We start from the raw sequence: 15498 nt of genomic DNA, 5'->3' as shown, positions 1-15498 counted from the left end.
TAGAACCCGATCTCATGAGCGAGCAGCTGACTCTCACCATTGACGGCGAGCAGGTACAGGTGGACGCGGGAACGACCGGTCTGCAGCATTTTGCCAACGATAAAGACGTGGTTGTCATGCACGTCGATGGCGTATTGCGCGACCTGGCCCGCGAACTGGAAGCCGGAACCACTGTCACCCGCGTAACCATCAATGATCCAGAAGGATTGGAGGTGCTGCGCCACTCGACCGCCCACGTGATGGCCCAGGCTGTGCAGCAGCTGCGCCCGGACTCCAAGCTGGGAATCGGCCCCTACATCACCGACGGTTTCTACTTCGACTTCGATGTCGAGGACCCATTCACCCCAGAAGACTTGAAGCAGCTGGAAAAGATGATGCAGAAGATCATCAACCAGAACCAGCTCTTTGTCCGCCGCGAAGTTTCCCCGGAGGAAGCCAAGGCTGAAATGGCCAACGAGCCATACAAGTGCGAGCTGTTGGCCAAGGCCGACTCCGCCGACACTTCCGGCGAAGGCGTCACCGTTGAGGTGGCCGCTGGCGAAACCACCATCTACGACAACGTGGACCGCAAGTCCGGCGACACTGTCTGGAAGGACCTGTGCCGCGGACCGCACCTGCCGAACACCAAGCTGATCAAGAACGCCTACGCGCTGACTCGCTCGGCTGCCGCCTACTGGCTGGGCAGCGAGAAGAACAAGCAGCTGCAGCGCATCTACGGCACCGCATGGCCAACCAAGGACGACCTGAAGGCCTACCAGGAGCGCCTGGCCGAAGCTGAGCGCCGCGACCACCGCAAGCTCGGTGCCGAACTGGACCTGTTCTCGTTCCCCGATGAGCTGGGCTCGGGCCTGCCGGTGTTCCACCCCAAGGGCGGCATAATCAAGCGCGAGATGGAAGACTACGTGCGCGACCGCCACGTCGAAGAAGGCTTCCAGTACGTGGGCACCCCGCACATCTCCAAGGATGGGCTGTTCCACACCTCGGGCCACCTGCCGTACTACGCGGACACCATGTTCCCGGCGCTGCACATCGATGAAGAGCGCGATGAAGATGGCAACATCACCAAGCAGGGCCAGGAATACCGCCTGAAGGCCATGAACTGCCCGATGCACAACCTGATCTTCCGCGGCCGCGGACGTTCATACCGTGAATTGCCGCTGCGCCTATTCGAATTCGGCCACGTCTACCGCTACGAGAAGTCCGGCGTGGTCCACGGCCTGACCCGCGTGCGCGGTTTCTCCCAGGACGACAGCCACTCCTACGTCACCAAGGAGCAGGCACCGGCCGAGGTTGAGCACCTGCTGAACTTCATGCTCTCGCTGTTGCGCGACTTCGGCATGGACGACTTCTACCTGGAGCTGTCCACCCGTGATCCGGAGTCGGACAAGTTCATCGGCTCGGATGAGCAGTGGGATGAAGCTACGGCCGTGCTGGAGCGCGTCGCCACCGAATCCGGCGTCGAACTTGTTGCCGACCCAGGCGGAGCCGCATTCTACGGTCCGAAGATCTCGGTCCAGGCCAAGGATGCCATCGGCCGTACCTGGCAGATGGGCACCGTGCAGTACGACTTCAACCAGCCAGCGCGCTTCGGTTTGGAGTACCAGGCTGCCGACGGTTCCCGCCAGGAACCAGTGATGATCCACGCTGCGAAGTTCGGTTCCATCGAGCGCTTCCTGGGCGTGCTCACCGAGCACTACGCAGGTGCCTTCCCCGCATGGCTCTCGCCGGTACAGGTTCGCGCGATCCCAGTGGCCGAGGCTTTCAACGACTACCTCGGTGAAGTTGTTGCCAAGCTCAAGGCGCAGGGTGTCCGCGTGGAACTGGATGACTCGACGGACCGCTTCCCGAAGAAGATCCGCAACGCGTCCAAGGACAAGGTTCCATTCGTGCTCATCGCCGGTGGCGAAGATGCCGATGCAAACGCCGTGTCCTTCCGCTTCCGCGATGGCAGCCAGGAGAACCAGGTTCCAGTCGACGATGCGGTAGCCCGCATCGTTGAAGCCATCAAGAGCCGCGACAACAACAACTAGTTCGGATAGGGAGTCCACCAAGCATGCAGGAACAAGCAGACCGGTCCGTCACCGACGACTTTGAACTCGCCGGAGTGCCGGATTCGTTCCAGCGCCTGTGGACTCCCTACCGGATGGCTTATATCAAGGGCGGACAGGACCAGGTCAAGGATGAGGCCAGTTGCCCATTCTGCGCCGGTCCTGGGCGTACCGACGAAGAAGCGCTGATCGTGCACCGTGGCAAAACCTGCTACGTGATCCTGAACCTGTTCCCGTACAACCCGGGCCACCTGCTCGTGTGCCCGTACCGCCATGTGCCCAACTACACCGATATCACGGTGGAGGAAACGGCCGAAATGGCAGCGTTGGCGCAGCAGTCAATGCGCGTGCTGCGCAAGGTCTCCAACCCCGCCGGTTTCAACCTGGGCATGAACCAGGGCGAAGCCGGGGGAGCAGGCATCGCCGCGCACCTGCATCAGCACATCGTGCCGCGCTGGAACGGGGATGGGAACTTCTTCCCTATCATCGCGCAGACCAAGGCGATCCCGCAGACCTTGTCCGAGGTTCGCAGTGCCATTGCCGAAGCGTGGGACAGCGAAACCCCGAACTAGGCAATAGCTGGTACTTGGGCCCGGCAGAACATGGAAATGTTCTGTCGGGCCCAACGTCATTTAATGCAAAAGCCACGATGTTGGCCTGCTGCAATGCAAGACCAAATAGACTGTTGCGGCATGTTGGAGCAACTTCTTTCTGAAATGAGCATCATTGAATATTCCCAGGTCCCCTGAACCAATCGGCACCATCGAAGAAATCCGCGACTGGATTATTAGTGGATCCGAGCATGAAATGCGTTTCGCCATCCAAGGTGCAGCCCGCTACTCAATCGGCATGATTGATCAGCTGCTTGAAGACCTGTGCTACGAGCATGATGCAAACTGCGACAGGTTCCTGCGCGGTTGGCTCGATACCCTGGATCCGCTGGAACGGCTCGCGGCGGCTGTGGCCACCGAGCACCACTACCAATTGAGCCTAGTTGCGATCTCGCAAGCGGCGGACCGGGCATTGGTGCAGGTGATGGAGTCAGTTAAACCGGCAATCGAGGACCTTGCCAAAAATTTTGAATCCGTCCATCAGCGTGCCAGCGACCCGGACCCCTCCTACACCAAACACTTCACTCCGCGATTGCTGGCATATGCGCAGCAATTGCGCTCCGTAGCCGAAGATATCAACGGCGACGTTCCGCTGGTGCAATTTATGTCTGAGGAAGTGGCGCGCATTGAAGCAGCTAATCCTGAAGGCTACGGTCAGCCAGCAAAATATCAAGTGTCGGATGCAATAGCGTCACGCCAAATATTCACCGGCAAAAAGCACTCTGACTAGTTGTTTAGTAGAGATTGCCAATGTTACGCACTAACTCGTAACTGATGGATAAATCTACTATCTGCCAATTATGACGCAACACGCGAGGTAATAAAGCAAAGCGATCCTACGATTACTGGCGTACCACCTCGCTTATATCCCCGAAATTCTGGGGCAAAAACGAGTCACCGCAGTGTCGAAAGGAACCCCTCCTCACCATGTCTACGAACAACCAGAACTCCGTCGTCGGTTCGGACCGCGTCAAGCGCGGCATGGCCGAAATGCTCAAGGGCGGCGTCATCATGGACGTAGTCACCCCAGAGCAGGCACGCATCGCTGAAGATGCAGGTGCCGTGGCCGTCATGGCTCTGGAGCGCGTTCCTGCGGACATCCGTGCCCAAGGCGGCGTCTCGCGCATGAGCGACCCGGACATGATCGACGGCATCATCGCCGAGGTCTCCATCCCGGTAATGGCCAAGGCGCGCATCGGCCACTTTGTCGAGGCGCAGATCCTGCAGTCCCTCGGCGTCGACTACATCGACGAGTCCGAGGTCCTTTCGCCAGCAGATTACGAGAACCACATCGATAAGTGGCCTTTTACCGTTCCATTCGTTTGCGGTGCCACCAACCTCGGTGAGGCATTGCGCCGAATCAACGAAGGTGCCGCAATGATCCGCTCGAAGGGCGAAGCCGGCACCGGCGATGTTTCGAACGCCACCGGGCACATGCGCAAGATCCGTGCAGAGATCGCCAAGCTGGCCGCATTGCCGGAAGATGAGCTGTACGTGGCCGCCAAGGAGCTGCAGGCACCGTATGAGCTGGTCAAGGAAATCGCGCAGACCGGCAAGCTGCCGGTAGTGCTGTTCACCGCTGGCGGCATCGCCACCCCGGCCGACGCTGCGATGATGATGCAGCTGGGCGCCGACGGCGTGTTCGTCGGCTCGGGTATCTTCAAGTCCGGCAACCCAGTGCAGCGCGCCGAGGCCATCGTGAAGGCAACCACCTTCTTCGACAACCCGGACGAGCTGGCTAAGATCTCCCGCGGTCTGGGCGAAGCAATGGTCGGCATCAACGTCGCCGACGTGCCAGTGCCTCACCGCCTTTCGGAGCGCGGCTGGTAAGCCCTGAAGTATCAGACAATTCGGGCCCACGTCACCGAGAATTTGGTGGCGTGGGTCTTTGTTTTTAGAGGTCGATTTGGGGCTGGTGCCGTGGACTAAGATTGAGAAGTGCTCCGTCACGGCCAGAGTTGGAGACCACAACCATACGATAGAGGTCATGACGTTAGGCAAGATTGAGCGCGGCGCGGATGGCCATGACACCTCGCATGTTAATGGATGTAACTACTCTTCCAGGCCTGGCGTAGTTGGAATCGTTTGTTGAAATGCTCATCGACTAGTGTCCGCACCAGGCCCCGGCCCCGAAGAAAATCAAAAAGCGCCGAAAGAACATCCAAAGAAGTCTTGAAGAGTCAATCGCTCAGTTCCTAGCGACACGCGCGGAATTGTCGGATGAAGCTCATAGGCAGATCGCCAAAATTCTCTTTCGCGATCGAGCAAAGGACCGGCATGTACTTCGAGGTCTTGATGATGCCCCGCATTATCCCCAGATTGATTGAGCAGCCTCGAGCAAAAAAGACCGCCTGAAATATTCTGCTCAGCAGGGAGGTAAGCCTGTTTAGGCGTATTACCATCGAATTGAAGTCACTGCCCGTCGCGCTACTTACGAGCAATTACAGTTCAGTGTGGCTGATTGCAATACGGGCAGCAACTCCGACCTAGTTGATGGGGGACCCTTGGGTTTCAGAATGCGGAAGTCTTTCAAGATCGCGCCCGGCGTGCGGATGAACGTTTCGACGAAGAGCCTCGGGCTCTCCGCCGGTGTGAAAGGCGCTCGGATCAGCGCCAATAGTTCTGGTCGGGTCACCAGGACGGTCGGAATCCCCGGAACGGGGATCTCTCATGTGAAAACCGTCCAAGCCGGCGGGCGCTCACGTGCCAGCAAGGCCTCCTCCAGTACCACCGCCGCCGCTCGTACCACACAGGCCCTGGCTAAACCGAAGAAGCCCAAGCCTGGGCTCTTTGCTCCGGCATGGGAGAAGAAGCTGTACAAGCAAGTCGAGGGCGCTGCGAACTCTGCGATGCTCCAGCAAATTGGCAAGGACCATCCAGAAGCAGCTCCGTCGGTAGCAATGGTTGAACTACACCGAGTCTGCCTACCAGCCAGCGATGCCGAGCGATCGCGAGCGATTCTTGACTGGCTGTGGACTGAAGGCTATGACCCAGCAACGGATAAGTTCTTCATCTCCCATGTGGCCGACGGCGAGGTCACAGTCCCGATTGCGACGGGCGTCACCGTCACATTGCCGTTGGAGCGTCAAACGCTAGGCCTCATTCTGGCAGAGTTGGAACAGGACGCAGGCAATGCAGACCGAGCCATCAGCATCGTCGAAGGCCTTGAACCCACTACCGTGGCGGCGGTGTCACTCGCGGAACTCTACGCTGAGACTGACCGGTGGGAAGAGATCATTAACATGACGGACGGGCTCACGAACGATGATGAGCCGTCCACTTACCTGTTGATCCAACGAGGCACCGCGCTGCGGGAACAAGGCTTCTACGAGGCCGCGCGTACTGCTTTTAAAGAGGCACTTCGTATGAGGTCGCGCCCAGCGGAGCTGCGGCACCTGGCGCTGGTGGGGCGAGGGATGAGCTACGCCGCGGATGGGAAGAAGGCCTTGGCCCGTAAAGACTATGAGCGCGTCCTAGCGGAGAACTCTACGTATTCTGGCTTGATGGACCTTCTGACGCAGGTAGCGAACTAAGTTGAATTGACTGACGGTTCCAAGCGGGATGCTGTGTCGACTCGTTCCAAGGTTCGACCGGAGCAGTCAGATCATTGCAGAATGGGCAATGTGAACCCTCGCTGCGGTCGTTGGTGATGCCAGCATGGGTGCAGAGAGCGACTCAACCACCGACCGGGGACACCCTGTGCACACTCGAACGCCTATAAGTTCTCGTGTACGAGAGCCATGGCAGACAAATTTCAATCAACCCGACCTCAGCGCCGCAGTACTCGGATCCCAGTGGCCATCCGTCGACGCGCCTGTCGACAATCGGCTTGCCATCGACAGGCTCGTCGCTTCTGTGGGCATAGAAGAGATCTGAGCAAGGGTACTAGCGAGTCGTATCCAAGAAAAATATCCTTGCGTCGCACATAGCTCACATACAAAGTAGCCAGTGGATCAGGATTCCAGACTAGGCCGGACACCGCTCAATCTTGCACACGGCATCAACGTCGCCGACGTGCCAGTGCCTCACCGCCTTTCGGAGCGCGGCTGGTAGGAACTGCGCTGAGCAGCTGATGACGAGGCCGAAGAAGTGGACAGATCAGTCCATTTCTTCGGCCTCGCTGCTTCTGTGCTGCCGGTAGTGATGCAGGGGCCCGATACGGCACGAGACTGCGATCTAGCCTTTGCCTCCAAGTGTTCTTCCCAGCCAGCATGAATCAACTGATTCCAGGTGGTGCGTTTACGAGCAGCAATCCGTCTCCGGCTCCGCCCAACCAGATTCGCTGCCTGGAATCGCGAGTATCTTGGCGCAACCAGATCACTTACTGCTCGACCGGAGCCGGTGGGACATTGATGGCGACCTGCTAGTGGTGCAGCCCTGGAGCAGGCATGCCGGTAGCGAAGTGCACCCGGAGCCGTGAGCAATTTTCCTGTGGCAGACTATGTGCCATGAGCGAGATTACCTTCGATGCCGCCGTCACTCTCAATGGATACTTGGCCGACGAGAACCATAGCCTGCAATGGCTCTTTGATGTTCCGGGGTCCCAAGAGCCTGATCCGGAACTATTGCCTGAAAACGTTGGTGTGCATGTCGAAGGCGCGAACACCTATATGTGGATGATCGAGAATGAACAGCTCATGGAAAATCCGCAAAAGTGGCATGAATACTATCCGGGGGTCAAGACCTATGTCTTCACTTCGAGGGAGTTGCCCATTCCAGAAGGGGCTGATGTGCAGCTGCTGAACGGGCCAGTTGCGCAGTTCTTGCCGGCAATTCGTGACAGCGCAGGGGAGAAGAATGTTTGGGTACTTGGCGGCGGTGAACTGCTGGGGCAATTCCTGGATGCCGATGCCCTCGATGTCTTGGCATTGACTATCGCCCCGGCCGCGCTATCGTCGGGTGCGCCCGTATTGCCACGAACTATTTCCAGCGAACGCCTCGAACTGGTTGAAGCGCGGCAAGCCGGACCTTTCGCCCGGCTTGTCTTTCGAGTCAACAAATCGCGGTAAGGCCATTCGAGAAAGCCCAGCCGGTCACGGAACGTCCCGTGACCGGCTGAGCTTTCTCGTTATCAGTGGCTGGCTACTGGTTCCAGGAGCGCAGAACCATATGGCGTCCTCGTCCCAGCAGCTTCAGGCCGTTCGCACTGAAGAAATCGGCACTAGACGGAGTCGCCGCTGCCAATAGCTCCTGAGGTACCTCATCGTCTGGCGGCGACAGCGGATTGATCATTGATCGCGACAGGCCATGAAGCAAGGCAGTGCCAACGCCATGGCGGCGATGTTCCTTGCCTACGGCCAAGGAATGCACCATGAGCTGGCCGTTCAGGCCCTGCTGGGCAAAGCCCCGGCCCACGATCTCTCCCTCGTCGGTACGAGCCAAGGCATGCTCGACGCGGCGCAATGCCGGATGCCCGCTGGAGAGCTGGGTGCTGGTCTCGCGCCAAAGGTTCGTCACGTTCAGCTCGGCCGCATCAGCTCCCGTGGCCTCAGGCACGTTATTGCCCAAACGGATCTTGCCGGTCCAACGATCCATTGGAATGGCCAATGGGCCAGCATGCCAGGAAATCTGGGCATTATCGGAGAAACCGGTCGCCCTCAGCTCATCTGCGTGGGCGCCTGAGTTAACCCAAGCTTCCACGCGCCGGGCGCCGAGCCGATGGCCTTCGGCTAGCGCCGGACGCAGGCCCGCCTGTTCTGGCTGTTCGGGGAACAGCAGGATCAGCCGCTTGCGTACTGGCTGCCATGCCCATGAGCATCCGTGGGTGGTAAAGATCTTGCCGCCGGTGGCGACTGCAAGTGCCTGATGCCAGTGGCTTAGTGCTTCCTGTGCGGAGGCAATAGTGGTCATTATTCTGCGTTCACCAATCCTCGACGGCGCAACAACGGTTCAACCAATGCGGTGCGGCCACGGAATAATTCGTAGGACTCAAGGGGATCGCGCGTATTGCCGCGCGAAAGCAGTTCCTCACGGAACCGATTACCATTTTCGCGCATTAAGCCCCCATTTTCCTCGAACCACTGCACAGTGTCGGCATCGAGCACCTCACTCCAGATGTAGGAGTAGTAGCCAGCGGAGTATCCATTGGCGAAAATGTGCTGGAAATAACCGGTGCGGTAGCGAGGCGGAATCATTGCGGAGTCGAAGCCGGCGCCCTGAAGCACGTCCTGTTCGAACTGCAGCGGATCCTCGATAACAGTCCCGGCGCTGATGGTGTGCCAGGCCCAATCAAGGACACTGGCGGCAAGGTACTCAGTGGTTGCAAAACCCTGGCCCCATAGCGAAGCCGCGCGGATCTTCTCGATCAGCGCATCGTCCAATACTTCGCCGCTCTGGTGGTGGATAGCATAACCGGATACGACATCCTCGTGGAGCATCCACATCTCGTTGACCTGCGATGGGAACTCCACGAAATCGCGGGGGACCGAGGTGCCAGAAAGCGAAGCGTACTTTCCGCTGGAGAACATCCCGTGCAGCGCATGGCCGAACTCGTGAAACAGAGTATTTGCCTCATCCATGGACAGCAGAACCGGATCACCCGGCGCAGGCGCGGTGATGTTCAAGGTGTTGGTGACGATTGGCCGCTCGTCCAGGAACGAAGCGGCATCGCGCAGGCTGGTCATCCATGCACCGCCCTTCTTGGTATTCCTGGTCAGGTAGTCGCCGGTGTAGAGCGCCAGCGGCTTGCCATCGGCGTCGAAAACTTCGAAGACGCGAACATCCTGGTGGTAGGTGGGAAGGTCGAACCGCTCGCTGAAGGTAATGCCAAACAGCTTGGTAGCGGTCGCGAAGACCCCATCGACCAGGACCCGGTCTAATTCGAAGTAGTTGCGCAGTGCCTCGGAATCCACCGAGTACTCCTCACGCAAGACCTGGTTGGAGAAGTATTTCCAATCCCACGCGTTGATTTCGGCACCGGCGATCTTGCCCAGCACCTGGGCTTCCTGGCGGGCATTTGCGGTGGCGGCCTTTGTTAGCTCGGCCAGCCGTTCTTCCACCGCAGCGGTGGAAGGTGCAGTGGCCTGGGCGAGCACGGTTTCTGCATGGTTGGCGAATCCGAGCAGAGCGGCGCGTTCAGCGCGAAGCTGTGCCATTTCGGCGGCCACATGGATGGTCGCGTTTTCCTCGGTGCCACGGCTGATCGAGGCATTGAACACCTTGCGGCGGGACTGGCTTGACGCGAGCGACTCCAGGACCGGTTGCTGGGTAGGCGAAACCAGCGTCAGCAAGTATCCCGATGCGTGGCCTGCTTGCTTGGCGGCTTGCGCAGCGGACTCGATCGCTTGGCTGGAAAGACCTGCGAGTTCCTCATCATCGTCGAAGTGCACAGCGTGGGCATTCTGATTTTCCAGGACGAGGTCAGCGAACTGCGTGGAAAGCTCAGCGAGTTTGGCGTTCAGTGCTTTCAACTGGTCCTTTTCGACGTCGCCCAAGCCTGCGCCGGCCAACTGGAAATTCTTCAGCGTTTGCTCGGCTAGACGGGCATCTTCACCCTGGAGACCCTCATAACTAAAAGCTTGTAGACGCAAGTACAAGGTTTGGTTTAGGTGAATCTCATCTTCTTGCCTAGTCCAGATCGAAGAAATCTCCGACTGAATCGCCCGCAGATCTTCGGTGCCGTGGGCGGAAATCACTGAGAAATACGTCATGAGCGCACGGCGCAGGGTCTGCCCGCTGGCTTCCAGCGCCAAGAAAGTGTTCTCAAAAGTGGGAGCCTGGGCATCGTCGATGATGCGCTGCAGCTCCTCACGCTGTTCGGCTGCGCCGAGCCGGACTGCCTCCAGGTAATGCTCAGCGGTGAGCTGGTCGAAGGCTGGCCATTGGTAGGGCCTGGTACTGGGAGTCAGAAGCGGGTTTTGCATAGGCCTAGGTTTTCATGGCAAACGTGATTTAGCTTGCATTTACACCCCAGATGCCCAGCTGAGCTAGGCTCGATGCATGCCCCAACGTGCACTGCCTGCATTTCTTCCGCTGAGCTCAACGCTGCTGGCCGCATTGCTGATTGGCGGTTGCTCTGCAGTCCCAAGCGATCACGCAGAACCAGCAACCCCGCAGCCTTCCGTCCAGGCCAGCGTTCCTGCCTCGCCGGAACCGGCTCCGAGTTCAGCCATAGCGGATGCCTCGGCCGCACCTTCGGCGCCCGAAGAGCTATCGCTGATGGTTACCGGCGATGTACTGCTGCATCCGCAGCTATTGGATGAAGCGAAGCAAGCGGCTGGAGCGGAAACGGGCAACGGCGGCGACTACGATTTCAGCCCCTTGCTTGCGGGCCTGGCACCCTATGTCCAGGACGCAGATGTGGCGCTATGCAATCTGGAAACACCGATTGGTGTCCCTCCGTATTCGGGGTATCCGCGGTTCACGGTCCCAGATCGAATCCTGGCCGACCTCGGCGCTATTGGCTACGACGGATGCACCACTGCCACCAATCACACGGTAGATGCCGGGACGGCCGGAGTAGAGCGAACGCTGGACGCTCTGGAAGCGAATGGGCTTTTCGCGACCGGCTCCTACCGCAGTGAAAAAGAATCCGAGAAGCCATCGATCCTGGACATGGAAGGCGTGAAGCTCGGTGTAGTAACCAGCACCTATTCGCTCAATGGCTTGCCGGAAGAAGCTGACTGGCAAGTCGATACCGGGGTGGATGCGCAGCAACTGATCGCCAGGGGCAAGGCAACGCGCATGGCGGGAGCGGACATCGTCGTGGCTGCCGTGCACGATGGGGCTGAATACAGCACCGAACCGACAGCGTCCCAGAAAAGGCTCGGTCGAGCCTTGGCAGAGTCCGGTGTCTTCGATTTCATCTACATGCACCACACCCACTCGGTATTGCCCATTGAGAAGCACGACGGAACCTGGATCGTCTACGGTTTGGGCAATTCCGTGGCAAAACACGCCACACCAACCATTCTCAACCGCGAAGGCATCAGCGTAAAGGCAACGTTTACCCAGGGAGCGCCCGGCGAATGGGATGTCAGCGAATTGCGGTGGGTACCGCACCAGCTCTCAAATGAACCTGTGGCCTGGTGCCAAGTCTTCGATGCTGCTGGATGCATACGGGAAGATGAAGCAAAAGCCTCCTTGAAGCGCAGCGAGGCCACAGTGAATGCCTATGGCGCATTCGACGACGGACTTCGAGAGTGGACGCTGGACTGACCTAGCGCAATGGCCAAGGTGCCCACACGCGGCTTGAGGGAAGAATTGCGCGTGCTCTGGCTAGCCGTGCCGGCGATATGTCTTCGAGGCCGCGGGACTGCTCGCCGAATCCTGTCCCGTCAACGTCGAAACAGTGCACGAGGCGGTCCATGCCTCGATCCAGGAACTCGCCGAATCCTCCGGACGCGGCGGCACTCACCTGGATCTCGAGTTCCTCAAGGATTTCTGGGACAACTTCGTCGCATCCATCGCAGCCGCACGGCGGAAATGTCGCGCGGTACAACGCGCCGAGCTCCAGGTGCACCGCGGGAAACGTGGTGAAGACCATGCCCAGTGGCGCGCAGCGCGAATCCATCGGAAATACGCGAACAGAGCGCACCACATGGCCCGGTTGAATCCGCATTTGCCTGGCCAGCCCGGGATCTTCGAAGCAACGCACCTCGAACTGCTCGCGCAGCCAATCCAGCAACGCCTGGGCTACCTGCGGCACCGGGGCGAAACGTTGCACATGGGAGGTCAGCGAATAGCTGTCCGCTGGAGGCAGCCCATCCCAACGCTGGCCATAGGGGATCAGCGCACCGTGCTCGTCGAAGTAATCCGCCACTTCGATATCTGGGCGCTGGTAGCCGTGAAGCATGTTTGGGTTCTCCGTTTCTGCCGCATACAGGTATTGCGGGAATTCAGTGCCCGAACTCATCCGAATCGGTGAAGGGGCCAGCACCAGTATCCATGGCATTGATGGCGGCCATTTCCGCCTGGGTGAGCTGGAAGTCGAAAATGTCCAGGTTCTCGCTCTGCCGCCGCTGGTCTGCCGATTTCGGTGCCGCTGCCCGCCCGGACTGGACATGCCAGCGCAGGGTCACCTGCGCGCTGCTCTTCCCCTGCGCTTGGGCGATCCGGACCAGGGCAGGATGTGAAAGGAGTCCAGATTTCTTGCGTCCGAGCGGGGAATAGGCTTCGGTCCGAACGCCATGCTCGGTGTTGAAACCTTGCCAATCGACGCTTTGCCGTTCAGGATCAACCTGGATCTGGTTCAGCGCCGGCACGAGCCCCGAATCCAGGACGTTCTGCAGCTGGTAGGGCTTGAAGTTCGAGACTCCCGCAGCCCGGATCTTGCCCTCGTCTACTAGTTTGCCCAGCTCAGTGAAGGCTTCGACATAGGTGTTCTGCTGGGGGTTGGGCCAGTGGATCAAGAACAGATCCACATACTCAAGACCCAAGCGGTCCAGGGAGTTCTCCAACGCCTGGCGCACGCCTTGGGTCGAATGCCATTGCTTGTTGAATTTGGTGGTTACGAAAATTTCATCGCGATGAAGCCGGCTCTGTGCCAGGGCCTTGCCCACGGCGTCCTCATTCTCGTAGTTCTCCGCTGTATCAATGCGGCGGTAGCCCACGTCGAGGGCGGACAGCACCGCTGCGGCCGCCTCTTGTCCACGCATGGGCCACGTGCCCAAACCGATCGAGGGCATGTTCACGCCACCGGCAAGTTCGAGGGAAGAAATATCAGCAATCATGTCCTTGAACCTACCAAGTTCCACCACTTGCCGGGAGGCGGCGTCGAAGAATCCGCGACACACCGGGAAACAAAACAGGCGCACGGCGTCTCTGGGTTTAACGTTATTTCGGCGCATTTTTCGTGCTGCCAACCACTGAACACCATGAAGGTTAGAACCATGCCGAAAATAGGCGTCCTCGCTCTGCAAGGGGATTTCCGCGAACATCTGGCCTCTTTGGAACGGCTCGGGCAGCGCACGCACATGGTGCGCACCGTCGTCGATTTGGAGCAGGTTGACGCGCTGGTGATTCCCGGCGGCGAGTCCTCGGTGATTGACCGGCTGTCCCGCAACTACGGGCTAGCTGGTCCCATCAAGGAGCGCATCGCAGCAGGCATGCCAGCCTACGGCTCCTGCGCCGGAATGATCATGCTGGCCGATCGCATCGAGAACCCTGCAATCTCGCGAGATGGCGCGGTACAGCAAAGCTTCGGCGGCATCGACATGACGGTCAAGCGCAACGCGTTCGGGCGCCAGATCGACTCATTCGAGCACCAGCTGGACTTCAACGGGCAAAATCTCGAAGCGGTGTTCATCCGCGCACCGGAAGCCGTGCAAATTGGCCCGGACGTGCAAGTGATCAGCACCGTTCAAGCGGGGACGGATCACGAACAGGGTAGAATTGTTGCAGTACGCCAGGGAAAATTGTTGGCAACCAGCTTTCACCCGGAAGTCACCGGCAGCACCGCTATCCACCAATTTTTCATCAATCTCACGCGAGGAGACGCTTAAAGCATGTCAGGCCACTCCAAATGGGCAACTACCAAGCACAAGAAGGCCGCGATCGACGCCAAGCGCGCCAAGGCCTTCGCAAAATTCATCAAGGGCATTGAAGTTGCCGCCCGTGCCGGCGGCGCCGACATGGCCGGCAACCCGGCACTGGAACTTGCTGTCAGCAAGGCCAAGAAGAACTCCGTGCCGATCAACAACATCGACCGCGCCGTCAAGCGCGGCGCAGGCCTGACCGGCGAGGTCGTCGACTACACCGAGATCATCTATGAAGCACGCGGCCCGCAGGGCTCGGCCCTGCTGATCGAGTGCCTGACCGACAACAAGAACCGTGCAGCCTCCGAGGTGCGCGTGGGCATCACCCGCAACGGCGGCACCATCGCCGACCCGGGTTCGGTCGCCTACCTGTTCAACCGCCAGGGCGTTGTCCGCCTGCCCAAGGGCGAGTTGACCGAAGACGACCTGCTGATGGTCGTGCTGGACGCCGGTGCCGACGAGATCATGGACGAGGACGAGAACTTCGCCATCGTCTGCGATCCTTCGGACCTGCGCGCTGTGGCCACTGCACTGGATGAAGCGGACATCGCCTACGAGTCCGACGAAATGGAATTCATTCCATCGATGAAGGTCGACCTGGACGTTGATGGAGCTCGCAAGTTCCTCAAGCTCTACGACGCGCTGGAAGAACTGGATGATGTCCAGGGCATCTACACCAACGCTGATCTGTCCGACGAGGTTCGCGCCGCGCTGGACGAAGAGCAGTAAGGCTTGGCCTTACGTGTTGTTGGCGTCGATCCCGGCCTGACCCGTTGCGGTCTTGCCGTGGTCGACGTCGCTGCAAACAGGCAAGTTTCGCTGGTGGACGTCACCGTCGCCGGCACCCCTCCGGGCACTCCGCTCGATGCCCGGCTCTTGAAGATCGCCAACGCCATCGACGAATGGCTGGATCTTCATCAGCCCGATGTGCTCGCCTTGGAACGCGTGTTCGCTTCGGCGAACGTCTCCACGGTCATCGGCACCGCGCAGGTCACCGGTGTTGTCATCACCGCGGCAGCGCGACGCGGGATACCCGTGGCCCTGCACACGCCGACCGAGGTCAAGGCGGCGGTTACCGGTTCGGGACAGGCCACCAAGGCGGCGATCGGCAAGATGGTTGCCAAGATCTGCCGGCTCGATGAACCGCCTAAGCCTGCCGACGCCGCTGATGCGGTGGCTTTGGCGATTACCCACGGTTGGCGCGGTGCGGCCACCGGCTCGAATGCCTCGGCCTCCGCGGCTAATGCCGGTGGTTCGTCGCAGCTGACCGGTGCGCAGCAGGCGTGGATTGCCGCCGAGGCGTCGGCCAAGCGCCGCGCAGTGCGCCGCTAGCCGGCCAGCACGGCAGCGGCCTCGACCCACCGG

General features: G+C 59.6%; 14 protein-coding genes. 10 read left to right on the top strand and 4 right to left on the bottom strand.

What is annotated here, in order from left to right:
• Nucleotides 1–14 precede the first annotated feature (14 nt).
• The 6 genes from thrS (at nucleotide 15) to ACWICV_RS03170 (ending at nucleotide 7668) form a co-directional block, all read left to right on the top strand.
• The gene (gene thrS, locus ACWICV_RS03195; RefSeq protein WP_105658264.1) at nucleotides 15–2030 is read left to right on the top strand and encodes a threonine--tRNA ligase; all 2016 of its coding nucleotides are present in this window, start codon (nucleotides 15–17) and stop codon (nucleotides 2028–2030) included.
• A gap of 23 nt (nucleotides 2031–2053) precedes the next feature.
• Nucleotides 2054–2620 carry an HIT family protein gene (locus tag ACWICV_RS03190; RefSeq protein WP_105661379.1) on the top strand — a complete coding sequence of 189 codons (567 nt, stop codon included), beginning with the start codon at nucleotides 2054–2056 and terminating at the stop codon, nucleotides 2618–2620.
• Between the two features lie 154 nt (nucleotides 2621–2774).
• A complete protein-coding gene (locus tag ACWICV_RS03185) occupies nucleotides 2775–3389 on the top strand; it encodes a hypothetical protein (protein ID WP_400289257.1) in 615 nt (204 codons plus the stop codon).
• 197 nt (nucleotides 3390–3586) lie between these two features.
• Nucleotides 3587–4489 carry a pyridoxal 5'-phosphate synthase lyase subunit PdxS gene (gene pdxS, locus ACWICV_RS03180; protein ID WP_105658267.1) on the top strand — a complete coding sequence of 301 codons (903 nt, stop codon included), beginning with the start codon at nucleotides 3587–3589 and terminating at the stop codon, nucleotides 4487–4489.
• 686 nt (nucleotides 4490–5175) lie between these two features.
• Nucleotides 5176–6192 (top strand): DUF4236 domain-containing protein, encoded by a 1017-nt coding sequence (locus ACWICV_RS03175; protein ID WP_454090748.1) that lies wholly within the window; start codon nucleotides 5176–5178, stop codon nucleotides 6190–6192.
• Between the two features lie 855 nt (nucleotides 6193–7047).
• The gene (locus ACWICV_RS03170; RefSeq protein WP_400289256.1) at nucleotides 7048–7668 is read left to right on the top strand and encodes a dihydrofolate reductase family protein; all 621 of its coding nucleotides are present in this window, start codon (nucleotides 7048–7050) and stop codon (nucleotides 7666–7668) included.
• A gap of 73 nt (nucleotides 7669–7741) precedes the next feature.
• Here ACWICV_RS03170 and ACWICV_RS03165 read toward each other — a convergent pair whose 3' ends face one another.
• Nucleotides 7742–8509, bottom strand: a complete 768-nt coding sequence (locus tag ACWICV_RS03165; RefSeq protein ID WP_454090749.1) for a GNAT family N-acetyltransferase — start codon at nucleotides 8507–8509, stop codon at nucleotides 7742–7744.
• On the bottom strand, nucleotides 8509–10521 hold the full coding sequence (locus tag ACWICV_RS03160; RefSeq protein ID WP_454090750.1) for a M3 family metallopeptidase: 2013 nt from the start codon (nucleotides 10519–10521) through the stop codon (nucleotides 8509–8511). The genes ACWICV_RS03165 and ACWICV_RS03160 overlap by 1 nt, the downstream gene beginning before the upstream one ends.
• Before the next feature lie 76 nt (nucleotides 10522–10597).
• Here ACWICV_RS03160 and ACWICV_RS03155 point away from each other — a divergent pair, with 76 nt between their 5' ends.
• Nucleotides 10598–11815, top strand: a complete 1218-nt coding sequence (locus tag ACWICV_RS03155) for a CapA family protein (protein WP_400289252.1) — start codon at nucleotides 10598–10600, stop codon at nucleotides 11813–11815.
• 1 nt (nucleotide 11816) lies between these two features.
• Here the strand turns inward: ACWICV_RS03155 and ACWICV_RS03150 are convergent, their stop codons facing one another.
• Nucleotides 11817–12512, bottom strand: coding sequence for a DUF6226 family protein (locus ACWICV_RS03150; protein ID WP_400289251.1), 696 nt, complete (start codon nucleotides 12510–12512; stop codon nucleotides 11817–11819).
• Nucleotides 12496–13329, bottom strand: coding sequence for an aldo/keto reductase (locus ACWICV_RS03145; protein WP_454090751.1), 834 nt, complete (start codon nucleotides 13327–13329; stop codon nucleotides 12496–12498). The genes ACWICV_RS03150 and ACWICV_RS03145 overlap by 17 nt, the downstream gene beginning before the upstream one ends.
• A 159-nt stretch (nucleotides 13330–13488) precedes the next feature.
• Here ACWICV_RS03145 and pdxT point away from each other — a divergent pair, with 159 nt between their 5' ends.
• Genes pdxT through ruvC form a run of 3 tightly spaced genes read left to right on the top strand, consistent with a single transcriptional unit; the run spans nucleotide 13489 to nucleotide 15465 of the window.
• A complete protein-coding gene (gene pdxT, locus ACWICV_RS03140; protein ID WP_105661372.1) occupies nucleotides 13489–14100 on the top strand; it encodes a pyridoxal 5'-phosphate synthase glutaminase subunit PdxT in 612 nt (203 codons plus the stop codon).
• Nucleotides 14101–14103: 3 nt separating this feature from the next.
• Complete coding sequence (locus ACWICV_RS03135) at nucleotides 14104–14862, top strand: YebC/PmpR family DNA-binding transcriptional regulator (RefSeq protein WP_400289246.1); 759 nt, start codon at nucleotides 14104–14106, stop codon at nucleotides 14860–14862.
• Between the two features lie 3 nt (nucleotides 14863–14865).
• Nucleotides 14866–15465, top strand: a complete 600-nt coding sequence (gene ruvC, locus ACWICV_RS03130; protein WP_105658276.1) for a crossover junction endodeoxyribonuclease RuvC — start codon at nucleotides 14866–14868, stop codon at nucleotides 15463–15465.
• The last annotated feature ends 33 nt before the right edge of the window (nucleotides 15466–15498 follow it).

The organism is Glutamicibacter sp. NPDC055354 (genome assembly GCF_053644955.1).
The sequence above is the reverse complement of the archived record's forward strand: the minus strand, read 5'-3'. Positions and strand labels throughout refer to the sequence as shown.